This is a genomic window from Xanthomonas arboricola (assembly GCF_003353015.1).
GTDB classification, from domain to species: domain Bacteria; phylum Pseudomonadota; class Gammaproteobacteria; order Xanthomonadales; family Xanthomonadaceae; genus Xanthomonas; species Xanthomonas arboricola_E.
Genome location: NZ_QREM01000009.1, coordinates 1,306,491 through 1,329,600, shown reverse-complemented (window position 1 = coordinate 1,329,600; position 23,110 = coordinate 1,306,491). Strand labels below are relative to the sequence as shown.

The window sequence follows — 23,110 nt, the reverse complement described above, 5'->3', positions numbered from 1 at the left end:
TGCTGGAGGGTGTCATGAAAACTGCTCTTTCGCGCCGCATGTTTCTCCGTGACTCCGCGCTGTTTGCCGGCGCTGCCGGTGCGAGTGCGCTACCGCTGCTGGCCGGCGCCGCCGAACGTTCCGCCGCCGTCGCGCCGACACCGGCCAGTGCGCTGTCGCCGGTGATGATCGGTTCCAACGAGTTTCCCGATGGCCCGTCGGCCGCCGCGGTCAAGGCCATCGCGCAGATCGCGCCGCAAGGCGGGCGCTACCTGCGCGATGTGCAGATGGAACTGATGGAGACCCTGGCCGCCGAGCTCAAGCTGCCGGTCAATCACCTGATGGCCTACGCCGGTTCCACCGAGCCACTGGACTACACGATGCTGGCGTTCACCTCGCCCAGCGCTGCGCTCGTCACCGCCGATCCCACCTACGAATCCGGCTGGCGCGCCGCCAGCCGCAATGGCGCAAAACTGATCAAGGTGCCGTTGCGCAAGGACTTCTCGCACGATGTGCAGGCGATGTGCGCCGCCGACGCCAGCCCCGGCGTGATCTACATCTGCAATCCCAACAACCCCACCGGCTCGGTCACCGCGCGCAAGGACCTGGACTATGCATTGGCGCACAAGCCCAAGGGCAGCGTGCTGGTTGTCGACGAGGCCTACATCCACTTTGCGCAGAGCACCAGCAGCGTGGTCGACATGGTTGCCGCGGGCGAGGACGTGGTGGTGCTGCGCACCTTCTCCAAGCTCTACGGCATGGCCGGCATCCGCCTGGGCTACGCGGCCGCACGCCCGGACCTGCTGGCCAAGCTGATGTTCTACAGCGTCAACAGCCTGCCGGTGACCGCGGCTGCCGCAGGCCTGGCCAGCCTGCGCGATCCTGCACTGGTGCCGCAGCGGCGCGCACGCACCGCGGCCACACGCAAGGACGTGATGGCGTTTCTCGCCAGGCAGGGCTATGCCTGCACCGCCTCGGAGAGCAACTGCTTCATGGTCGATGTGAAGCGTCCGGCTGCCGGCTTCAAGGACGACATGGCCACCCATGGCGTGTTCATCGGACGCAGTTGGCCGGTGTGGCCGACCTGGTCGCGGATCACGGTCGGCACCGACGCGGAGATGGCGCGCTTCAAGCAGGCGTTCGTGCAGGTGATGGCCGGCAAGCGTGGCCCATTGCCGCTGCCGGAGGCCACGGCCGATGTGCATGATCCGATGGATGCTTTTTTCCGATACGCATGAGGCGTTACTCTGGTCACACCGGCGCATGCGAACGCGTTGGGGTGACCAGGCGCGCTGGGCGTCGCGCATCTTTTATCGCAGGAGTGTTCCCTTGAAGCTGTTTTCGACGATTGCGGTGCTTGGACTGGTGCTGCTGGCGCCTTCGGCATGGGCGCGCACCTGCGCCGTTACCATCACCGGCAACGACCAGATGAAGTTCGACCAGAGCGCGATCAAGCTGGCGCCCGACTGCACGCAGGTGGACCTGACGCTCAGGCACTCCGGCAAGATGGCCGCCACGGTGATGGGGCACAACTGGGTGCTGACCAAGTCCGCCGACTTCCAGGCAGTGGCCAATGCCGGCGTACGCGCCACCATCGCCGACAGTTATCTGCCCAAGGCCGACGCGCGCGTGATCGCACATACCAAGGTCATCGGCGGCGGCGACAGCACCACGGTGAGCTTTCCCACCAGCAAGCTGAGCAAGGGCGGCGACTACACCTTCTTCTGCTCGTTCCCGGGGCACTGGGCAATGATGAAGGGCACGCTGAGTTTCGGGTGAGGTATCAGCTGCCGCCGGCGCACGTGGCCGTGGCAGGAGTGATGTGCAGGGGAGCTGGCACGCGCACCCGCCGCGTGCTCCAGGGAGAGCAGGAGCGGAGCGGATGGCAGCGCCCGCGACCGTCGTAGACGGCGCGCGGACACCTGCGCGTAAATGAAGGCGAGCTGCTGCGCCAGGCCCTACGGGGTCTGGTGACCGGGCCGCTTGTGGATGTCGAGATAGCCCGGCTTGCCGCCGCGTGCAGGTTTTACCACCGCACCGCCCGCCTGGTGTGCCGTCTTGCCGCGCGTCGGCACCGTCGCTGGCGATCAGCCCGGCACCGTCGCCGAACTGCCGGGTGGATCCGCTGCGCGCAATAATCCCCGTTGCGAGGCCTGCGCCAACGCGCTTTCGCGGCTGCGTGCATCGAGCTTGCGATAGAGGTTTTTCAAATGGAACTTGACCGTGTTTTCCGACAGGTGCAAACAGCGTGCGATCTGTTTGTTGGAATACCCACGTGCCAGTTGCGCGAGTACTTCCAGCTCGCGCTGGCTGAAGATGTCGCCGGCCGGGTCCTCGTCGCCGCTGAGGCGTTCGAGCAGGGCCTGGATGGTGAGTGCGCGGGTGGTGCCGCCGACGGTTTGCGGGTCGTGCTGACGCAGCGAGCGCAGCATCGCCTTGGCCGGCAGGCCGAGTTCGACGATCGCCTGCCAGCTTTGCGTCAGCGCCACATGGTCGAGCGCGCTATACAGGTGCGGTAGCGCCGCGACCAGTTCGCCGCGTTGCTGCAGCACCAGGGCGATGCGTGCGCGGGTGCGCGCGAGGTGGCACAGGTTGTCGTTGGCCAGGCAGGCCTGTTCGATCTGGCCCAGGAGGTTCAGCGCGGCGCTGCTGCGTCCGGCCAGCCGATGCCAGCGTGCCAGCGCAAAGCCCATCGCCGCGCGGTCGCGCCAGCGGTGCGGCGAGCGCAGCGTATGCGCCAATCCGGATTCGCCGCCGGTGCGTGCAATCAGTACATCGATGGCGGCATTGCCCGGATGCTCCAGCAACAGCATCAAGCGCCAGGCCGCAGCCAGTTCCGACAGGCGCATCAACTTGCGCCCGTGCGCGATCTGTTCGACGTGTTCGAGCAGCGCCAAGGCACTACGCCCGCTGTGGTCGCGCACACGCTCCAGTCCCAGCGCGGTGTCGTAGGCGGCGGCCAGCACGTCCATGCCGCCGTCGTGCTGTTCCAGCAGTTCCAGTGCCGGATGCAGCAGGTCGGCCGCATCGTCGTGGTGGCCGCGTTCGTAATGCAGTTGTGCGAGCAGGCACTGGCCGGCGGCCTCGAGCACGCGATCCGGCTGCGGGGAGCGGGCACACCAGTTCAGGGCCTGCCGGTAACAGGCTTCGGCGTCGCCAAGCTGGCCGCGATAGAAAAAACTCTGGCCCAGCGCCAGCAGCGCCTGGCTTGCGCCCGCTTCGCTGCCACCGCGCTGCATCGCATCGCGCGCGTTCAGGGCGTAGCGTTCGGCGGTCGCAAAGGCGCCCTGCGCAATGGCGGTGGTGGCGCAGATGCACAGCAGCATGCCACGGCCGAGGTGGTCGTCCTCATCCAGCGCGGACGCCTGCGCAGCGATCTGGGTCAGGCCATGCGGATTGCTGCAGATCTCGTCGAGGCGATCGCGCAACAGCGCTACCACCACCGTGTAATCGCGCTGCAAGGGCTCGCGCAGCGCAGCCGGGAAGTCGCGGAAGCGTTCCAGCAACAGGCGCGCATGGCTGAACTCGCCGAGCCTGGCGTGCAGGTGCGCCTGGGTGAGATTCAGCGCCGGGGTATCGCGGATGGTGCGGTGTTCGAAATGCCGCAGCAGTGCGCGCACCGCGTGCGTGCCGTGGCTCAGCACTAATTGCCAGGTGCCGGCACGCGCGATGTAGCTGGCCGCCAGGTCGCCGCACTCGGCTCTTGACGCGTGCCGTACCGCTTCGGCCAGGTGCCGATGATCACCAAACCAGCGGGCGGCCCGTTGATGCAGGTGCGTGGTCTGACCGGGATATTCGCGATCGAGCAGTTGCTGCAGGAAGTCGGCAAACAAGGGGTGATAGCGGAACCATTCGCGCTCGCCATCCATGGGTACCAGCAGGCCGTGGAAATGTTCCAGCCGCGCCAGCAGCCGGCCGCTGTCGTCGCGCTGACGCACCGCATCGGCCAGCGCTGCGTTGACGCGCTCCAGGGGGCTGGTCCGCAACAGCAGGTCGCGCGTGTCGGCATCCAGGTCGTTGACCACCTGCTCGGCCAGATACGCGGCAATCTGCGCGCTGCGGCCGGAGAAGCGCGCGGCCACCTCCTGTTGACGCTGCGTGCCGCCTTCCAGCCACAGGCGCGCCAGATGCAGCGCCACCGGCCAGCCTTCGGTGTAGCGCAGCAATTCGTCCACGACCGGCGCCGGTACCTGCGGTCCCAGCAAGGCCTGCGCCTCGGTCTCATCCAGTGCCAGCTGCGCGCTGCCGAGACGGCTGAGCTGCGCCTGCAGGTCCAGTCGCGCCAGCGGCAGTGACGGCACGCGCCGGGTGGCCAGCAACAGGTGCAGGCGTCCGCCGCCGTGTTCGACCAGGCGCAGCACCAGCTCGTCGACGATGCCGCTGCCGAGCCGGTCGTAATCGTCGAGAATCACGCTGATGCGCCGGGGCGCAGCGCGTAGCGCGCGGAGCAGCACCGTCACCGCCTCGCGCGGATCCTGGTCGCGGTCGTGCAGCACCGCCGCACACAGTGCCGGATCGGCGCCTGCGTGCTGGATCGCCAATGCCAGGTGGCCAAGGAAGCGCGCGGCATCGGCGTCCTCTTCGTCCAGCGATAGCCAGGCCACGGCATGGTCGCGCGCGCGCAGCTGCGCATGCCACTGCGCCAGCAGCGTGGTCTTGCCGAATCCGGGCGGCGCCAGCAGCAGGGTGAGCGGCCGGGCTTGGGCCTGATCCAGCGCCGCCAGCAAGGTGCCACGCATCACTGCGCCGGGACGCGGCAGCGGCGGCTCCAGCTTGCTGGCGAGCAGCCAATCGGGAAGAGCGGAATCGCGCGGCGGTGAGGGGCGCGGCGTGAGCAACGCAACAGGCTTGAGCATGAGGCGAGGGCGGCCCTGGCAAGCGTCGGCAGCGCGCCGGCTCGACACGCTGCAGACCGTGATGAAACAGCGGCGATGCAGAGGGCGTCACCGTCATCGGCGACAACGTCTCATCGGCTGCTTCGAGGGTCCCCACCCATGCCCATCCGTGGGCACCTTTCAGAAAGGTATGACAGCCTCAAGACAAAAGCAAAGCCTGTCGCTGCGCCGGTGCAGCAATGAATCGAGCGATGGCGCGGGATGTGCGCAAGCGCAAGGAACGGCCGGGTCCGTCTGGACGCTATGGAACCGGCTGTAACGCTGGCGCCGCGCCTGTGCCGCGTCGGCGCGGGCCTGCAAAGGCTGCTTGGGCCTGCGCCGATGCGAAGGGTCCTGCGGCCAGCGTCACCAGTGGCCACCGAGACGCAGGCGATCGCACCTCGTTTTCAACGCGCCACAGAGGCCAGCGTCGCCGAGCCGACGCGCCGGCAACGCGAGGCCTGGATGCGTCTTAGTGCGCCACTTCCGCGAACGCCTCGCGCGCGGCGGCCAGCGTGGCCTCGATCACCGCCGCGTCGTGCGCGCTGGACATGAAGCCGGCCTCGTACGCCGACGGTGCCAGGTACACGCCCCGCTGCAGCATCGCGTGGAAGAAACGGTTGAAGGTGGTGGTGTCGCAGGCAGTGGCCTGCGCGTAGCTCTCCACGATCTCGTCGCTGAAGAACAGGCCGAACATGCCGCCAACCTGGTTGGTGGTGACGGCAACGCCGGCGGCGCGCGCGGCCTCTTCCAGCCCCTCGCACAGCACGCCGGTAGCCGCGCTCAGGCGGGCATGGAAGCCCGGCTCCTGCACCAGCTCCAGCATCGCCAGGCCGGCCGCCATCGCCACCGGGTTGCCCGACAAGGTGCCGGCCTGGTAGATCGGGCCGGCCGGCGCGATCTGCTCCATCAGGTCGCGCCGGCCACCGTAGGCGCCCACCGGCATGCCGCCGCCGATGATCTTGCCGAAGGTGCTCAGGTCCGGGGTCACCCCGTAGTGTGCCTGCGCACCGCCCAGCGCAACGCGGAAACCGGTCATCACCTCGTCGAAGATCAGCAGTGCGCCGTGCCGGGTGCACAGCGTGCGCAGGTGCTGCAGATAACCGGCCTGCGGCGGAATGCAGTTGGCGTTGCCGACCACCGGCTCGATGATCACCGCGGCCACGTCGGCGCCGATCTCGTCGAACATGGCGGTGGCGCCTTCGAAGTCGTTGAAGGAGAGGGTGGCGGTCAGCTCGCTCAGGCCGGGCGGCACGCCCGGCGAGGTCGGCACGCCCAGGGTCAGCATGCCGCTGCCGGCCTTGACCAGGAACGAGTCGCCATGGCCGTGATAACAGCCCTCGAACTTGATGATGCGGCTGCGCCCGGTGGCGCCGCGCGCCAGGCGCACCGCCGACAGCGTGGCTTCGGTGCCGGAATTGACCATGCGCACCATCTCGCAGGACGGCACCAGCCGATGGATCGTCTCGGCCATGGTGACCTCGGCCGCACACGGTGCGCCGAACGACAGGCCATCGCGGATCGCGCGCTCCACCGCTTCGCGTACCGCGGGGTGATTGTGGCCGGCAATCATCGGCCCCCACGAGCCCACGTAATCGATGTAGCGGTTGTCGTCCACGTCATACAGGTACGGGCCATCGGCGCGTGCCACGAAGAACGGTTCGCCGCCGACCGACTTGAATGCACGCACCGGTGAGTTGACGCCGCCGGGCAGCAGCGTCTGCGCCTGGGCGAACAGGGCGTGGGAGCGGGTGTGGTTCATGCGCGCAGATCCTTGAGTGGTGCCGATGGGGGGCGGCGCTGCCCGACTGCGGGCAGCGCACCCGCCATTGTCAGGCTTGCGGCCCCCGTCCGCCTACCCACCAGGTGCCTGCCTACCCGTCGGAGCGGGCGGGTGGGGCAACGCGGCTGCCTATGATCGAACGGGACGGGATCGACGGTTTGGCATGAGCAGATGACCCGCGGTCATTGGCCTCTTCCAGCAGATGTTCAGAGAGTGTGATTCCGGTAGCCACAGGCGCCGTTCATTTTTGTCGCGTTGCCGACAGTTCCAGACTTGGGGAGACAGCATGAACCGTAGTATCCAGAAGCGTGCCTTGGCGTTGGCGCTGGTCGTGGCCATGGGAAGCGTCCACGCGCAGTCCACCAGCGGCAGCATCGTCGGCAGCGTGGGACAGAGCAGCGGCACCAGCGTGCTGGTGGAAAACAATAGTGGCTTCAGCCGCGAAGTGCCGGTGGATGCGCGCGGCCGTTACACCGCCGGCAATCTGCCGCTGGGCACTTACAAGGTCACCGTCAAGCGCGATGGCGCGGTGGTGGAAACCCGCGAGAACGTCGCGATCACCGTCGGCGCCAACACCGACGTGTCATTCGCTGCCGCCAGCGGCGCGGGCAGCGGCGTGCAGACCCTGGACAGCGTCACCGTCAGCGCCGCAAGTCTCACCACGATCGACGTCAGCAGCGTGGACACGCGCACGGTGATCACCTCCGAACAGCTGCAGCAGCTGCCGCTGGGGCGCACCGCCGAGGCGATCGCTTTGCTCGCACCGGGCGTGGTGGTCAACAGCGGCGGCTTCGACAATGGCCCGCTCGGCGGCTCGCTGCCGAGCTTCGGCGGCTCGGCCGCCAGCGAAAACGCCTATTACCTCAACGGCTTCAACACCACCACCATCAGCAACAACCTGGGCGGCTTGACGTTGCCGTACGGCGCCATCGACCAGCAGGAAATCTTCACCGGCGGCTATGGCGCGCAGTTCGGCCGCTCCAATGGCGGCGTGATCAACCAGATCGGCAAGCGCGGCACCAACGAGTGGAAGTTCGGCACTGCAGTGATCTGGGAGCCGAACGGCCTCAAGGCCAACCAGCGCGACATCTACTGGCGCCCGGACAGCCAGGGCACCACCATCGGCAACGCTGCGTACCGTTTTGCCCGTTTGGCCAATGGCCTGTACCAGCCCCAGAGCGAGGCTGAGGCCAGCCAGACCACCTACAGCGCCTATGTGGGCGGCCCGATCATTCAGGACAAGCTGTTCTTCTTCCTGGCAGCCGAACAGGTGGATTCTGAGGGCGTACGCGTCGCCACCAATCGCGACTCCGATAACGGCCGTGTAGGCGGCCTTACTGACTACGACTACAAGCAAAAGCGTTGGTACGCCAAAGTTGATTTGAACATCACCGACGACCACCTGATCGAGGTGACTGGTGCCAGCGACGAAGCGGAGGCCAGCGGTTCAATCTACCGCTATAACTATGTCGATCGCCAGCGCGGCAGCTTTTACAATAACGACTCCACCTTGAAAATCGGGCCGACGCTGTTCACTGGCAAATACACCGGTTATCTCAACGACAACCTCACTGTGACCGCGTTATACGGCAAGATGAACACGCCCGACGAGCTGACGCCCTCCAACTACAATGCGGCCAATGGGCCCTTCATCACCAGCGCCGCACTGCAGAATCCGGCTTACACAGGCGGAACGGCGCGTCTCGGCAATCAGCTGGTTACCTCAGTCAGTTCACCCGACCGCGAATACAAAAAAGACAATCAGCGCCTGAATCTGGAATGGCGCATCGGCCACCACACACTCAATTTCGGTATCGACAACCAGAAGTCCGAAGGGATTGACGTCGGTTCAGTGCTCTCCGGCCCGGGCTTTGCATGGACCTATGGCCAGACCGATGATCCCAACGGTGTACGGTCGGGCGGGCTGGTCAGCCAGTCCGCCAACGAGGCCGGCGGCATCGGCGCACCGAGCCCGGGCCTGGTCGATCCGGTCAACGGCTCCAGCGGCTACTACGTGGTACGCAACATCAATACCAGCCTGTATTCGTATGAGGCCAAACAGCGCGCCTACTACATCGAAGACAAGTGGCAGGTCACCGACAACCTGCTGCTCAGCCTGGGCCTGCGCAAGGACGAGTTCACCAACTACACCCCGTTCGGCGATCCCTACATCGAAGTGGATAATGCCTGGGCGCCGCGCCTGGGCTTCAGCTGGGACGTCAACGGCGATTCCAGCCTGAAGGTGTTCGGCAACATCGGCCGTTATTATCTTGGCCTGCCGCTATCGGCAGTGAGTCTTTTTACACCTCAGATCACTACCGATACCTACTTTACCTATAGCGGCGTCAATGCCGATGGCACGCCGGTCCTGGCGCAGCAGCTGGGGTCGGCGGTGTCGGCGAACTCGCGCTTCGGCCGCATCGCCGATGTGCGCACCGCGGTGGTCAAGGACATCGAGGGCGAGAACCAGGACGAAATCATCCTCGGCTTCACCAAGCAGCTCGACACCGGCTGGATATTGGGCGTGCGCGGCACGCATCGTCGCCTCAATGCGGGTATCGACGACCAGAACTACGACGTCGCCAACACCGCGCTGATCAACGCCGCGGCCGCGCAGGGTGTGACCATCGATTTCTCGCAGGTTGCCGGTGCATCGCTGATCAATCCCGGCCAGACCAACACCTGGGGCGTGATCGGCACCGATGGCCAGTTCCATGAGGTATCAGTGAGCCGCGAGGCGGCCGGCTTCCCGAAATTCAAGCGCAACTACTCGGCGGTCGAATTCAACCTGGAACGTCCGTTCGACGGCAAGTGGTACGCCAAGGTCAACTACGTCTGGTCGCATAGCTACGGCACCACCGAAGGCCAGGTACGTTCGGACCTGTGGCGCACCGGCGGTGCGCTGGGCAGCTACCAGGGCCAGGCCTCGGTCTCGACCACCCAGAGCTGGGACCACGCGGCATTGATGGAGCACTTCAACGGCGATCAATCCAACGACCACCGTCATCAGCTCAAGCTGTTCGGCTTCTATCAGTTCAACCCGCAATGGGGCGCGTCGGCCAACTTCAGCCTGATCTCGGGCGCACCGCACAATTGCCTGGGCAACTACTACGGCGACAACTACACCGGCACCGACCCGGCCGGCTACGGCGGCAGCGCGATCACCGGCGGTCCTTACCACTACTGCTACAACCCGGAGACCGGCACCGGCGTGGCGTCGCCTCCTGGCTCGCAGGGGCGGCTGGGCTGGATCGCGCAGCTCGACATGGGCGTGACCTACAAGCCGGCATTTGCCGCCGGCAAGCTGGCACTGCGCTTTGACGTGTTCAACATCACCAACGAGCAGACCGCAACCAACATCTACCCGTTCTCGCAGTTGCCCGACAACACCACCAATCCGCTCTGGGATCAGGTCGTGGCCTACCAGGCACCGCGCTCGGGCCGGGTGACATTGAGCTACGACTTCTAATCGCGCCAAGCGGTAAGGTCGGTCCGGCAGCGACGCGTGATGGCACTCGTCGCTGCCTTGTTGTCTGCACGTCACGTCGCCCTTCGTATGCGCTGATGGAGGATTAGTCGCGCGCATAGATCAGTTGTAGAGCGGTTGATCTGCAGTTTGGCTGCCGGGCCCTTGCCCACCCACCATCGCGGGACACGCCGCAAGTACGTCCTTGTAGGCTCTTACGCGGCATCCATGCCGCGTAAGGTCCCGCGACGATGGGCGGGCAAGGACCTGTCGGGATGGTCGGTGTGCGTGGTTGCGAGCAGGGCTGGGCGTGCATTGTTTGGACCACGTTGCGTCTGAAAATCCCCCATCGCAGTTCGAGTAACAAGCTTTTAAATAAGCGCCCAACTTTCTCAGCGTCTCAATGTAGGTCTCGCAACACGCAGGGTTTGCCTGATCACCGACCAATTGCCTGGTGCGGTGTCCTCACCGATTGCGGGACTCCTGGCGGCCTGGATGCCGCCACGCAGCCTCCAGAGACGGATGCACGGCGCGTCCCGCGAGCGGTGAGGGCACCGCGAACGACGCTGCGAGTTGGCTGCACGGCCCTTGTCCGCCCACCATCGCGGGACGCGCCGCAAGTACGTCCATGTAGGCTCCGGCGCGGCATCCATGCCGCTCAGGGTCCCGCGACGGTGAGCGNCCCACCATCGCGGGACGCGCCGCAAGTACGTCCATGTAGGCTCCGGCGCGGCATCCATGCCGCTCAGGGTCCCGCGACGGTGAGCGGGCAAGGACCAATCGAGATGGTCGGTGTGCACGGTAAGAGCGGTGCTGGATGCGCCTCGTTGGATCGTGGAGCAACGGCTTCACGTCTTCATGCATACCGCACGAGAGACAGCTTTTCACAAGAGCGCCGACCAACTTTCTGGTGCGGTGTCCTCACCGATTGCGGGACTCTTGGCGGCATGGATGCCGCCACGGAGCCTTCAGGGACGGATGCACGGCGTGTCCACGAGCGGTCGGGGTGCTGCGCCCTCGACTCACGCAGCTTGTGACTGCATCAAATAAACGATGCTTCGACTCGAATCCTGGTTTCCGGTGTCTTCGCTAGCGCGCGTGGCCCGCCACGGTTGTTGTCTGTTACCTGCCAGCCACGCTACCGTGCAAACCCGGCCCGATAGGCATGCACTGCCGCGAGCGGATCCGGCGCGGCATAGACGCCGCTCACCACCGCAATCAACTCGGCGCCCGCAGCCACCAACGCGGGTACCTGCGCAGCGGCAATTCCGCCGATCGCCACCCGCGGTACTCCCAGTTCTCCCGCTTGCTGTAGCAACGCGGGCGTGGCGCGACGTGTCGTCACCTTCGTGGTGGTGGGGAAGAACGCACCGAAGGCCACGTAGCTGGCACCGGCCGCGACCGCTGCGTGCGCACGCGCGATCTCGTCGTAGCACGACACGCCGATGATGGCCTGTGCGCCCAACAGCGCACGCGCGGTCGCTACCTCGCCGTCGTCTTCACCCAGGTGCACGCCCTGCGCGCCCACCTGCAACGCCAACTGCGCATCGTCGTTGACGATCAACGGCACGGCGTGCGCGGCGCAGGCCGCCTGCAGCGCGCTGGCCTGCTCCAGGCGTAGCGCGGCGCTGGCCTGCTTGTTGCGGTACTGCAGCCAGGCGACCGCGGGCAGCAGCGGCAATGTGCGCGCGAGCAGGCGCGCGGTGTCGGGTTCGTCGGGTGTGATGAGGTAGACGCCGCGGGCGTTGTGCAGGTCGGGCATGGCAGCGCTTCCGGAAGCGGTGGGTGGGATGGGACAATGCAGTCCCACCGTTGCGTGACCGCGATTATCCGATGAGCGAGACATCCACGACCACCTACCGCACCTGGATGTGCGTCGTCTGCGGGTTTCTCTACCACGAGGCCGACGGCATCCCCGAAGAAGGCATCGCCCCGGGCACCGCCTGGCAAGACGTTCCCGACACCTGGACCTGCCCCGATTGCGGCGTGACCAAGGACGACTTCGAGATGGTCGAGATCGACTGAGCCTTGGCTGCCCAGCCGGGTGGCTGCGCTTTGCGCGCCATGACATCGCCTGCGCGGGTGGGCACAGTGCCGGCCACGGCCGGACAGGCGATGCTTTTCAGTGCGCCCGCGCGCGCTGGCTGTTCAATTCGACCAGATGTTCGTGCAGATTGGCCGCGTCCTGCGCGCCGGGATTGAGCTGCAGGTAGCGCGACAGATCGTGGCGTGCGCCGTTGCGATGGCCCAGATGCAGATAGGCCAGACCGCGATCGCGTAGCGCCTCGGGCTGGTCCGGCACCAGCTTCAGGATGCGGTCGGCGCTGCGTGCGGCGCGGTCCCAATGCTCGGCATCGGCATAGACGCCGTGCAGATTGCGCAGGATGCGGATCAGGATCGCGCGGTGCGGCGCGGGGTCGAGGATCTGCGCCAGGGCGCGGTCGTCGGGAATCTCGCCACCCAGGTGCGGACGCGCACGCTCGCGCAGCTCGTCCACGCCCAGCGGGCGGCCGCCGTTGAACGGATCCATGACCAGCACGCCGTCGTCCACCGGCAGGCGCACCAGGAAATGCCCGGGAAACGACACGCCCGCCAGCGGAATGCCCAGCCGGCGCGCGACCTCGATCTGCACCATCGCCAGCGAGATCGGGTTGCCCAGGCGGCGCTCGAACACCTGGTTGAGGTAGCTGTTGCGCGGGTCGTAGTACTCGTCGTGATTGCCTGAATAGCCCAGCTCGTCGAACAGATAGCGATTGACCGCGGCCATCTTCAACGGCCACAGGTCGATCGCCTCCACCTCGCGGCGCAGATGCTCGACGTGGCTTTGCACCAGCGTGTCGTACAGCTCGGCGTCCAGCTGCGGGTACTCGTCGCGCGCGATCAGCAGCGCGGTGGACATCAACGGCACGGCATCGTCGTCCAGGCTGGCGAGCGCAGTCCAATGGGGAAGTGGGAGCATATCGACCATGCCCCAAGAGTGTCGGCAAGCGGCGCCGGGTTCAAGTCCGGTACTTCCTGACAGCAACGGCCTGTCGTATGAGATTTACTTGAGCTTTGGGATGTCCGGGCTCAGGGTCAATGTGGCGCCGTCCTGCAGGTTGATCCTGGCGGCCTGGCCGGCATTGAGTTCCAGCACGTAACGGGCCGGACGCTTGCTGGGGTAGGGCGGGCAGGCATCGCCGGCCGAACACGGCGGCACGTCGCGCTGCTGCGAGACCAGCCGGCGCTCCTCGTCGAAATACAGGATGTCCAGCGCGATCTTGGTGTTCTTCATCCAGTACGCCAGCGGTTCCTGGCGGTCGTGGACGAACAGCATGCCGTGATCGTCGGGCATGGCATCGCGAAACATCAGGCCTTTGGCGCGGTCGGCATCGTTTTGCGCCAGCTCCACCTGGTAGCGCGTGCCGGCCAGTTCCACCCAGCTGCCGCCGCTGCTGGCGCAGCCGCCGAGCAGGATCAAGGACGCAAGGGCGAGAAAACGAAGACGACGCATGCGGCATACCAGCGGGCGGGGATGCCGCACCATCTGCCAAGCGGCCGCGTGCGTCAAGCAGGTGTGGCGCGCTGTACGGTCATTGCATGTGATCGCTCAGGCCCGTGGTCGCTTCGCAAACCGGGCTGCAACTGCGCGTATGCGCATGCGATCGCTCAGATCACCCGTGGCGGCTCGCCGCCGACGATCACCACATCGGCCGGGCGACGCGCGAACAGGCCGACGCAGACCACGCCGGGAATCTGGTTCAGGCTGCGCTCCAGCGCCACCGGGTCGGTGATCTGCAGGTTGTGCACGTCCAGCACCACGTTGCCGTTGTCGGTGACCACGCCGTCGCGCCATACCGGCTGGCCGCCGGTGAGCGCCAGGATCTGGCGGGCCACCAGGCTGCGTGCCATCGGAATCACCTCCACCGGCAGCGGGAACCTGCCCAGCACCGGCACCTGCTTGCTCGGGTCGACGATGCAGATGAAGCGCTCGCTGGCCTCGGCGATGATCTTCTCGCGGGTCAGCGCCGCGCCGCCGCCCTTGATCAGGCAGCGGTTCGGGTCGCACTCGTCGGCGCCATCCACATACAGCGACAGGTTGCCGGTGTGGTTGAGGTCCAGCACCTCGATGCCATGGCGCCGGAGGTGCGCGCTGCTCTGCTCGGAGCTGGACACCGCGCCCTTGATGCGATGGCTGATGCGGCCCAGGGCATCGATGAAATAGGCCACCGTCGAGCCGGTACCGACGCCGACGATCATGCCGTCTTCCACGTAATCGATCGCTTTTTCGGCGGCCAGGCGTTTTGCTTCGGACATGGGTAAGAGCTCGGGATTAGAGATTGGGGATTCGGGATTCGTCAAAGCGGTGCAACGCGGGCGGGCAGGGGGCCAATCCCCAATCCCCAATCCCGGCTATTCCATCGCCAGCAGCAATTTCCACTGCGCGGCGGTCACCGGCAGGATCGACAGGCGGTTGCCGCGGGCGATCAGCGGGAAGCCTTCGCCCAGCGCATCGGCCTGTTGCTTGATCTCGTCCAGTGCGATGGTGCGCTTGAGTTTGCGTTCGAAGGCCACGTCCACCAGCATCCAGCGCGGATCTTCACGGGTGGCCTTGGGGTCGTGGTAGTCGGACTTGGGATCGAACTGGGTGTCGTCCGGATATGCTGCGCTGGCGACCCTGGCAATGCCGACAATGCCCGGCACCTTGCAGTTGGAGTGGTAGAAAAACACCCCGTCGCCGACCTGCATGCCGTCGCGCATGAAGTTGCGCGCCTGGTAATTGCGCACGCCGTTCCACGGCTCGGTGCCGACGCGCTCCAGATCATCGATGGAAAACGTGTCCGGCTCGGACTTCATCAACCAGTAGCGCTTGCGGGCAGTCATACGGAAACGGCGTTGTCCTTCAGGAAGGTGGCGTGTTCGGTGCAGATCGCATCCACTGCCACATCCCACGACTCGGTGGGCAAGGCGGGCAGCTGCTGCGCGGCGAAGCCGGCGCCGACCAGCCAGGGCGGCGGCGTCTGGCGATGCCGGAACGCGAAGCTGCGATCATACCAGCCGCCTCCCATGCCCAGCCTACGGCACTGCGCGTCGAAGCCGGTCAACGGCGTGACCACCAGCGCCATCTCCTCGGGTGCCAGCAGGTCGGTGCGTTGCACGTCCGGCTCGGGGATGCCGTAGCGATTGCTGACCAGGCCCTGCCCCGGCCGCCACGGCGCAAAGCGCAACATACGCCCGTCCAGCACCGGCAGGCAGTAACGCACGCCGGCCGGCAGGCTCAGTTGCCAACGGTGCAGCGCGATTTCGCCATCCATCGCCCAGTACCCGGCCACCGCACCGGTCTGCGGCGCAAACGGCAGCGCCAGCAGGCGCTCGGCCAGCGCATCGGCGGCCGCCAGTCGCTGCGTCGCCGGCAGGCTGCGGCGCAGTGCGCGCAACTGCTGGCGCAAGGCATCTCGGTCGTCGGTCATGGTGTCTCGCAGCGATAGGCAGGCCGGTATTGTCGATGGCGTGGATGCGCCTGCCTAGTGCGTGTGTATCGACGGATTGCCAGCTCCTGCACGGCTCTGGCCTGTCGCTGAGCGCATGTGCGTGAAGCGGTGGCCGGGTTGCGCGTCGCGCATGCACGCATCATGTCCGGACGCAGTGATCGCCGCAGTGGCGCAGCCGCGCTGCGCGCGCATGCCGGATGTTCCAGGCACACAAGATGTTCCAGGCACGCAAAAAGAAACGGCGCCCGAAGGCGCCGTTTCAGACTTGCATTCTCCGCCGTGAACGATGCGGGCGAAACGACCTTGAACCCGGGGTTCAAGTGGGGACGTTGTGAGGCCATCGGGCTTCCCGCTACAAGGCGGACTTGCACTCCCGGCTTCGTCGCGCCCCCGTGGTCGTAATTAAGGGACAAGGCGAATGTTTTGCACGCTGTCGTTTACAGCAGAGAACGCAGGTGAAGTATAGACCTCTGCTGCGCGATGGCTAGCCCATTCGTCGGCCGGCGCAATTGAAAGTTCATATTTGCGACGACAGTGCGAACTGCAGCTCAACGCGGCGTGTCGGCGACGCTGTCCAGGCGGCGATTCAAGTTGTCCAGCGTACTGGCCAGTTCGCGGTCGTAGCGTGCCTGCTGATCGCGCAGCTGCTGCAATTCGTGCGCCAGGTTGAGTGCGGCCAACACCGCCACGCGGTCCACCGCCGCCATGCGATTGCTGCCGCGAATCTCGCGCATGCGCAGGTCCAGCAGGCGCGCCGCAGCGGTGAGGCTCTCGCGTTCCTCGGCAGTGACGCCAACCGTGTATTCACGATCCAGAATACGCACGCTGACCGGCTCGTTGGTGCTCACGTGTGCTGCTCCAGGGATTTCAATCGCACGATCATCGCTTCCACGCGCGAGCGCGCCTGCTCGTTCTTGGTCAGCAGTTGCGCGCGCTCGCCGATCAACTGTTCCTGCTGATGGCGCAGGCTGCGGTTCTCGTCGGTCAACCGCTGGCTGCGCTCGACCAGGGCCTCCACACGGGCGGCAAGTGCGCGGATCTGGGCGAGGGCAGCGGCGTTGTCCATCTGCTCACGATAGGGGCGCGTGCGCGCGGCGGTCAAGCGCCCGGTTGCCGCCCGCTCACCCGCCGTCGGGCCAACCCCGACAAGGGTTGGCACGGGCCTCGGCCCAGCCGGCGTCATGCGCGTGGAACGCTGCATGGAACGTGCCGCTGGCGGCCGATGCAGGGTGCCTTGATACACTGGGGAGTCACATCGCCGGCGCCCGTGCCGGTACCTTCCGTTCCCAGCCTGGATGACCCGATGGATCTGCCCGATGTAACCGCCGTGCAAAACGAAAGTCGCCAGCTGGAGCTGGCTTCCTCCGCAGCGGAGTTGCATGGTGGATTGTGCGGTTGGCTGTCCGGCGGGGGTGCCGACAGTGGCGACTGGCTGGCGCGCATCCTGGCCGACACCGCGCAGGTGGCGCCCAGGCAGGGCGGGGCGCTGGACCAGATGCGTCAGGCCACGGTGGCGCAGCTGGAAGACCGCGATTTCGCCTTCGAGCTGCTGCTGATCGACGACGGTGCACCGCTGGCGGCGCGCACCGATGCCTTGTTCGACTGGTGTCGCGCCTTTCTGGGCGGCTTCGGCCTGGCGGCGCAGCAGCGCCCCGCACTGACCGAAGAGGGCGAAGAGGCGCTGCAGGACCTGGCGCGGCTGGCGCAGGCGTCCAGCGACGATTTCGATGCGGCCGATGAGGACGACACCGCCCTGGCGGAGATCGAAGAGTTCGTGCGTGTGGCGGTGCTGTTGCTGCATGGCGACTGCGTGATGGGGCCGCGCTTCCGCCAGCGTCTGAACTGATCGTCGCCCCGATATGAAGAAGCTCACCGGGATCGGCGCGGCCGAGTACGCGCGCCGGCGCAAGCAGCTGATGCAGATGGCCGGCGATCAGGCCATCCTGATCCTGCCGGCCGCACCCGAGCGGGTGCGCAGCCACGACACCCATTACCCGTACCGGCAGGATTCGGATTTCTGGTACCTGAGCGGCTTTCCCGAGCCGGAGGCGGTGCTGGTGCTGGTGCCGGGCCGCAAGCATGGCGAGGCGATCCTGTTCTGCCGCGAGCGTGATGCCGAGCGCGAAGCGTGGGATGGCCCGCGCGAGGGCCAGGAAGGCGCGGTGGAGCGCTACGGCATGGACGATGCCTATCCCATCGACGATGTCGACGAGATCCTGCCGGGCCTGCTGGAAGGGCGCAGCCGCGTCTATTACCACTTCGGGCGCGACGTGGACTTCGACCTCAAGCTGATCGGCTGGCTCAAGCGCGTGCGCGAGCAGGTGCGCCACGGTGCGCAGCCACCGCACGAATTCCTCGAGCTCGGGCATCTGCTGCACGAGCAACGGCTGTTCAAGTCGCGCGACGAGATCGCCTTGATGCAGCACGCCGCCGACATCAGCGTGCGCGCCCATCGCGCCGCCATGCGGCTGGCGCAGCCGGGCATGCATGAGTACGCACTGCAGGCCGAGGTGGAGCGCGAATTCCGCGCCGCCGATGCGTGGCCGGCGTACGGCAGCATCGTCGGCACCGGCAGCAATGCCTGCGTGCTGCATTACCGTGCCAACAACGCGCGCAGCCGCGATGGCGAGCTGGTGCTGATCGATGCCGGTGCCGAATACCGCGGCTACGCGGCCGATATCACCCGCACCTTCCCGGTCAACGGCCGTTTTACCCCCGCGCAACGCGCGCTGCATGATCTGGTCGGCGCGGCGCAGGCTGCCGCACTTGCACAGGCGCGCCCCGGCGTGCCTTACGAAGCCGGGCATCTGGTGGCGGTGCAGACGCTGACCGAAGGATTGCTGCAGCTGGGCCTGCTCAAGGGCAAGCTGGAGCGCAACGTCGCCGATGGCCATTACAAGCGCTTCTACCGCCACAAGACCGGCCACTGGCTGGGGCTGGACGTGCACGATGTGGGCGACTACCGGTTGGCCGGCGACTCGCGTCTGCTCGAGCCCGGCATGGTGTTCACCATCGAACCGGGGCTCTATGTGTCCGCCGACGACACCTCGGTGGAGGCCCGGTGGCGCGGCATCGGCATTCGCACCGAAGACAACGTGCTGATCACTGCCGACGGCCACCGCGTGCTGACCGATGCCTTGGCGCGCAGCGCCGAGGAAATCGAAGCGGAGATGGCTGCGACTCGGCCGCAGTGACGCGGACAGATGCAAGGACAAGTAGGGCCTGGATAACAGCGCACTGCACTACATCGCGTCGCTGTCGAGTCAGTCCCGCACACGCGCGGAGGTCGCTCAAGCCGGCGCCACGATGTTCAGGGTGGCGGGCGCCCGCGTTTGCTGGCTGGTGCGATGCAGTTCGAAGGAGGGTCACGTTCTGCAAATGACGCGCACGCGTGATTCGGATAGCGAAGCGTGCCCACGTGAGGATGCAGGCGTTGAGTTAGGTTCGGTGGGGACGGCGACCCGGCGTGTCTTGTGACTCCACACCATCGCAAGGTTTGCACTCTACCCACTTCTTGGAGACCGCGATATGCAGTGCCGAATACTCAACAGAAGGATGCCGCGCGGTGGATTAGGCATCGCCGTCCTGGCCTTGACCACGATGCTCGCAGTTGCACCCGTCATGGGGGCTCCGCTTGGGCCGGTGAGAGTTGTGGCCAACGCGTCTGGCCCCGCAGCAGCTGGATCATCGATCACTTCGAAACAGGTCTTCGCTTCTCACTGGCAATTGGCCTGGGACAAATGCAAGGTTAGTCATCCAAAGACGCGGTCGTTGAGCTTGACCGAATTTAGGGTGATCAATAGAACTCTCATAGGCAAATTTTTCGTCGCCAGCAATTGGACGTGCCAAGACAACCCCTGAGATCGACCACCAGTTGCTGGCAATGTGTTTCCACGCTGATAAAATGCATCAGGTGAGTGCGGCAAACACCGGGCGCGTCAGGTTTTCCGGCGCGTCGTCGGTGCACACCACTTCATCTTCGATGCGAATGCCGCCATACGGTTTGAACTGCTCCACGCGCTGCCAGTCGATGCTGGCGGCGTGGCCGTTTTTCTTCACTTCGTCCAGCAGCATGTCGATGAAGTACACGCCCGGTTCGATGGTGACCACCATGCCCGGTTCCAGCACGCGGGTCAGGCGCAGATACGGGTGGCCATCCGGGCGTTCGATGCGCCCGCCGCGGTCACTGGCCGCAAAACCGGCCACGTCATGCACCTGCAGGCCGATCAGATGGCCCAGGCCGTGCGGGAAGAACGCGGCGCTGACGCCGGTGGCGAGCGCAGCTTCCGGCGACACGGTGAGGATGCCGAAGTCCTTGAGGATGCCCATCAAGGCCAGATGCGCATCCACATGCAGTTGCTTGTAATCCACCCCGGCGCGCACGTTCTGGCCCATGCGGATCTGCGCGGCATCGACCGCATCGATCAGCGCCTGGAATTCGCTGCCGGGGTCGGCGGCATAGCTGCGGGTGATGTCGCTGGCATAGCCGTAGGCCGAGGCGCCGGCGTCGATCAAAAAGCTGCGCAGCGGCTGCGGCGGCTGCTGGCCGAGCTCGGTGTAGTGCAGCACTGCACCGTGTTCGTTGAGCGCGATGATGTTGCCGTACGGCAGCTCGTTGGCATCCTGGCCGACGGCGGCGCAATAGGCCATGTGGATGCCGAATTCGCTCTGGCCGGCGCGGAAGGCCGCTTCGGCCGCGCGGTGGCCGCGTACCGCCAGTTGCTGGGCGATGCGCATCAAGGTCAGTTCGTAGGGCGTCTTGAAGGCGCGCTGATACTCCAGGTAATCGAGCACCGGCTGCGGATTGTTCGGCACATAGGCACCGAGCGCGCTCTGCGCCTCGCCCAGGATGGCGCAACGCTCGATTTGCCTGGGCAGCAGCGCCAGGGCTTGGTCCGGGGTGCGGATGATGTGGATGTCGCAGTGGTCCACCCACCAGCCGCTGGGGGCGTCGGGCACCACATGCCAGTAGTCCTGCGGCTGGCAGAAGATCAGCGTCGGACGCTTGCCCGGGGTGTAGACCAGCCAGCTGTCGGGCACCCGCGTCAGCGGCACCCAAGCCTTGAACTGCGGATTGACCGCGTACGGGTAATCGCGGTCGTCGAACACCTGGTAATGCAGGCTGCCGCTGGGCACCACCAGATGATCGAAGCCCCCGCGCTGCAGCGCGGCGTCGGCGCGCGCGGTAAGCGTGCGCAGGTGGTCGTGGTACAGGCTGCTCAAGGAGGGCTGGGTCATGCGGGGGCTCGATAGGCAATGCAAAGACAGTGCGCAATTTTGCCGCAATCCTTGCAACGGCGCTGCGCCTGGGGGGGGCAACTAGTCAACCGCGCCAGCAGCACTCGTGCGTGGGCCAGCCGTACCCCAGCCTCGGCAACCTTGGGTAGCCGCCCGTGGTGCATGACCAGTGGGCGTGCACGGTCGTTCCAGGCATGCGTGCGCTCGACCACCCGATGCTTGGCCAGCACCCCCAATCCCCGGAATTCCCGGTGGGCGGACCATTCAGATGGGCTGGTCGTGAGGAGGTGCAGTTATTGTGGATTATATGAACACCCTCTCAACGCGTGTCGCGCCATGCACTCTTCGCAGCTGGAAGAGCCTCTTCGGCTGTGTGTCGGGATGCAGCGTGTATGTCCACTAGCGTGGTCGCACTGATGCGGTAAGGCATGACGGAGACGAATGATTCAAACCAATGCGATCTGTGTGGAATTTTCCGTTTGTCGCCATTGCGCCAATACACTTGACTGAAGGCTAGCAGCTCATGTCACGGCTTCCCACTTCTTCGTTGTCCAGTGCGCCTTCAACGAGCCGGGTGCCGGTCGATGATCCGGCGTATCAGCAGCATGCTGCTGAACCCGCCTCGTCGCCGCAATCCGAGACCCCTGCTCACGTCGGCGCCGGTCCGCTGGCTGGCCTTTCTTCCCGGCCTGGATCTCCGTCGCGTTCCCGTGCTCAGTCATCTTCACCTGTCCACGGTCACACGGCTGGCACTGCCGGCGCGGCGGCTCCGTCCTCGTCCTCTGCGGAAGTGGTTGATATCGTGGCCTGGGCCGATTCAATGCGCGCATTGCAGATCCACGAGGATTTGCAAATGGTGGGGGCATACGAATCGTCGCCGCGCGCTCTCGGGGAGCGAATCGATCATTGGCTGACAGATGCCTGCCAGCCGTGCCTGGAAAACCCGCACGCGTTCGATACTGAGTTTAACGCGGGCCAGTTTTCCGAGCTTCTCAACAAGCGCTATGAAGCAACAGCGAACCAGTCGGAAATTGAGAAGGGTGAGGTGCTGCAGCTGGGAGCGGAAGTGATCAACGCCGTCGCAGCAGATCCTGAATTGCGCGAGCTGGTCTTTGCGATGGCTGAGAGTGCGCTTGGGACATGCGATGACAACGTTTCAACCGGATTTTCGGCCATTGTCAATACTGTTCGTAATCACCAGTTGTCGCTAGCCGTGAAACAAGGACGGCTCGATGCTGCCGGGTTGCAGGCTTGGGCGGGGCAGCAGTTTCGCCTGTATACGCTTGAGTCGGAAGTGCATCGTTTCATCCACCAGTCCATTGAGGCCTGTAAGACAGAGCTTGAACAGTATTCATCAGATCCGACTGAAGTTCAGCGACAGGCTTGCTTGACGGCTATCCAAACCAGCACATCGATCCTGTTGCAGCATTGGACGCAGCTGGCTCCATTTGATTCGAGGATCGGGGAGCTGATGGCCAGGGTTGACCAATCAGGGGACTCAGACCCTGCGACGTTTGAGCAGGAAGTTGGCCAGGTGTGTTCCGACATTGTTGCGATGTACCAGTCAGGGCAAATTGAACCCATACCGGGTGACCCCATGTCGCAAAATCTTTTTCAGTGGATGCAATATCTTGATCAGAACTCGCAAGATTATCATCGGCTACCACCAGTAAGTGAAGAGCAAGTACTCAGGAGGGCGGAGCTTATGAATAAGTTGAATATGCTTGCAGATGAACCGGTAGAAACGATGATGCATGCCAAGGTGATGTTGCGCGAGGAGCTTGATCTGCCGAACATGCCGTCATCAATGATATTCAATATCGTCAGTGTGTTGACTACGGCCGATTTTGAGGCGCTGGCAAGCTCTGTTCGCGCGAGTGAACGGGATAAAGATACATTGGGTGACTTCCTGTTGGCTAACGAGACGTGGAGAGCCGGGGTCAAGCAGCTGTATGCCGATGAATACGAGGCATTGATGAAGTCGTTCGAAAATGATCCATTTTGGAGCGCGGAACCAGGGCCCGGCGATGATGCGCATGTGGCTCAGATGGTAAGGTATAACGAACTTGCTGCAGATTATCAAAATCGCACGAACGCGGCGGAAAACGCCTGGCTTCGGAAAAAAGTCCGCTCAGATGTCCCTGGTTAGCCAAGGCCACAGGTGTCGATCCGCGTGAATCGCGGACGTGTCGTGGACACTTGAGTATCCCTTGCGGGGCGCCGGTGAACCGAGCAGGTGTTTACATACTCAGAATCGCCGTGTGTAGGAGTGGTACACGCCGGTTCCAAGCACTGGCCT

The 23,110-nt window shown here is 65.2% G+C and carries 18 protein-coding genes, 1 other RNA gene and 1 pseudogene; 7 read left to right on the top strand and 13 right to left on the bottom strand.

What is annotated here, in order from left to right:
- Nucleotides 1-14: 14 nt before the first annotated feature.
- Together C0541_RS16270 and azu are read left to right on the top strand one after the other, a co-directional pair.
- Nucleotides 15-1,217: a pyridoxal phosphate-dependent aminotransferase gene (locus C0541_RS16270; RefSeq protein WP_115049877.1), complete on the top strand. Its 1,203-nt coding sequence runs from the start codon at nucleotides 15-17 to the stop codon at nucleotides 1,215-1,217.
- Nucleotides 1,218-1,308: 91 nt separating this feature from the next.
- Nucleotides 1,309-1,758, top strand: coding sequence for an azurin (gene azu, locus C0541_RS16265; protein WP_115049875.1), 450 nt, complete (start codon nucleotides 1,309-1,311; stop codon nucleotides 1,756-1,758).
- A gap of 308 nt (nucleotides 1,759-2,066) precedes the next feature.
- Here the strand turns inward: azu and C0541_RS16260 are convergent, their stop codons facing one another.
- Together C0541_RS16260 and hemL are read right to left on the bottom strand one after the other, a co-directional pair.
- A complete protein-coding gene (locus C0541_RS16260) occupies nucleotides 2,067-4,835 on the bottom strand; it encodes a LuxR C-terminal-related transcriptional regulator (protein WP_115049873.1) in 2,769 nt (922 codons plus the stop codon).
- 490 nt (nucleotides 4,836-5,325) lie between these two features.
- Entirely contained in the window at nucleotides 5,326-6,615 is a 1,290-nt protein-coding gene (gene hemL, locus C0541_RS16255; protein WP_115049871.1) for a glutamate-1-semialdehyde 2,1-aminomutase, read from the bottom strand.
- 307 nt (nucleotides 6,616-6,922) lie between these two features.
- Here hemL and C0541_RS20920 point away from each other — a divergent pair, with 307 nt between their 5' ends.
- On the top strand, nucleotides 6,923-10,105 hold the full coding sequence (locus C0541_RS20920; protein WP_161960105.1) for a TonB-dependent receptor plug domain-containing protein: 3,183 nt from the start codon (nucleotides 6,923-6,925) through the stop codon (nucleotides 10,103-10,105).
- Between the two features lie 1,135 nt (nucleotides 10,106-11,240).
- Here the strand turns inward: C0541_RS20920 and thiE are convergent.
- Nucleotides 11,241-11,864 (bottom strand): thiamine phosphate synthase, encoded by a 624-nt coding sequence (thiE, locus tag C0541_RS16225; protein WP_115049867.1) that lies wholly within the window; start codon nucleotides 11,862-11,864, stop codon nucleotides 11,241-11,243.
- Between the two features lie 23 nt (nucleotides 11,865-11,887).
- Here thiE and C0541_RS16220 point away from each other — a divergent pair, with 23 nt between their 5' ends.
- Nucleotides 11,888-12,127, top strand: coding sequence for a rubredoxin (locus tag C0541_RS16220; protein ID WP_047124717.1), 240 nt, complete (start codon nucleotides 11,888-11,890; stop codon nucleotides 12,125-12,127).
- A gap of 97 nt (nucleotides 12,128-12,224) precedes the next feature.
- On the opposite strand, the gene C0541_RS16215 is transcribed toward C0541_RS16220, so the two are convergent.
- The 8 genes from C0541_RS16215 to C0541_RS16180 all read right to left on the bottom strand — a co-directional run bounded on the left by C0541_RS16215 (nucleotide 12,225) and on the right by C0541_RS16180 (nucleotide 16,639).
- Nucleotides 12,225-13,070 (bottom strand): SirB1 family protein, encoded by an 846-nt coding sequence (locus tag C0541_RS16215; RefSeq protein WP_115049866.1) that lies wholly within the window; start codon nucleotides 13,068-13,070, stop codon nucleotides 12,225-12,227.
- Between the two features lie 75 nt (nucleotides 13,071-13,145).
- Nucleotides 13,146-13,595: a DUF192 domain-containing protein gene (locus C0541_RS16210; protein WP_115049865.1), complete on the bottom strand. Its 450-nt coding sequence runs from the start codon at nucleotides 13,593-13,595 to the stop codon at nucleotides 13,146-13,148.
- A gap of 155 nt (nucleotides 13,596-13,750) precedes the next feature.
- Complete coding sequence (gene rpiA / locus C0541_RS16205; protein ID WP_115049864.1) at nucleotides 13,751-14,398, bottom strand: ribose-5-phosphate isomerase RpiA; 648 nt, start codon at nucleotides 14,396-14,398, stop codon at nucleotides 13,751-13,753.
- Between the two features lie 96 nt (nucleotides 14,399-14,494).
- Nucleotides 14,495-14,965: an EVE domain-containing protein gene (locus tag C0541_RS16200; protein WP_161960104.1), complete on the bottom strand. Its 471-nt coding sequence runs from the start codon at nucleotides 14,963-14,965 to the stop codon at nucleotides 14,495-14,497.
- Nucleotides 14,962-15,552 carry a 5-formyltetrahydrofolate cyclo-ligase gene (locus tag C0541_RS16195; protein WP_115049863.1) on the bottom strand — a complete coding sequence of 197 codons (591 nt, stop codon included), beginning with the start codon at nucleotides 15,550-15,552 and terminating at the stop codon, nucleotides 14,962-14,964. Before C0541_RS16195 ends, C0541_RS16200 begins: the two co-directional genes overlap by 4 nt.
- A 288-nt stretch (nucleotides 15,553-15,840) precedes the next feature.
- Nucleotides 15,841-16,025, bottom strand: a non-coding RNA gene (gene ssrS / locus C0541_RS16190) — 6S RNA.
- 96 nt (nucleotides 16,026-16,121) lie between these two features.
- A complete protein-coding gene (locus tag C0541_RS16185; RefSeq protein WP_115049862.1) occupies nucleotides 16,122-16,421 on the bottom strand; it encodes a cell division protein ZapA in 300 nt (99 codons plus the stop codon).
- Nucleotides 16,418-16,639 carry a TIGR02449 family protein gene (locus tag C0541_RS16180; RefSeq protein WP_024938110.1) on the bottom strand — a complete coding sequence of 74 codons (222 nt, stop codon included), beginning with the start codon at nucleotides 16,637-16,639 and terminating at the stop codon, nucleotides 16,418-16,420. Before C0541_RS16180 ends, C0541_RS16185 begins: the two co-directional genes overlap by 4 nt.
- A 237-nt stretch (nucleotides 16,640-16,876) precedes the next feature.
- Between C0541_RS16180 and C0541_RS16175 the strand changes: the two genes are divergently transcribed.
- Nucleotides 16,877-17,419 (top strand): YecA family protein, encoded by a 543-nt coding sequence (locus C0541_RS16175; protein ID WP_024938111.1) that lies wholly within the window; start codon nucleotides 16,877-16,879, stop codon nucleotides 17,417-17,419.
- Between the two features lie 13 nt (nucleotides 17,420-17,432).
- Complete coding sequence (locus tag C0541_RS16170; RefSeq protein ID WP_115049861.1) at nucleotides 17,433-18,767, top strand: aminopeptidase P N-terminal domain-containing protein; 1,335 nt, start codon at nucleotides 17,433-17,435, stop codon at nucleotides 18,765-18,767.
- A 715-nt stretch (nucleotides 18,768-19,482) separates the two neighbouring features.
- Here C0541_RS16170 and pepQ read toward each other — a convergent pair.
- On the bottom strand, nucleotides 19,483-20,811 hold the full coding sequence (pepQ, locus tag C0541_RS16165) for a Xaa-Pro dipeptidase (RefSeq protein WP_115049860.1): 1,329 nt from the start codon (nucleotides 20,809-20,811) through the stop codon (nucleotides 19,483-19,485).
- 80 nt (nucleotides 20,812-20,891) lie between these two features.
- Nucleotides 20,892-21,050: pseudogene (locus C0541_RS21410) on the bottom strand (IS5/IS1182 family transposase); the annotation flags it as partial.
- 284 nt (nucleotides 21,051-21,334) lie between these two features.
- On the opposite strand from C0541_RS21410, the gene C0541_RS16155 reads away from it, so the two are divergent.
- Nucleotides 21,335-22,960, top strand: a complete 1,626-nt coding sequence (locus C0541_RS16155) for an NEL-type E3 ubiquitin ligase domain-containing protein (RefSeq protein WP_115049859.1) — start codon at nucleotides 21,335-21,337, stop codon at nucleotides 22,958-22,960.
- Nucleotides 22,961-23,110: the final 150 nt, after the last annotated feature.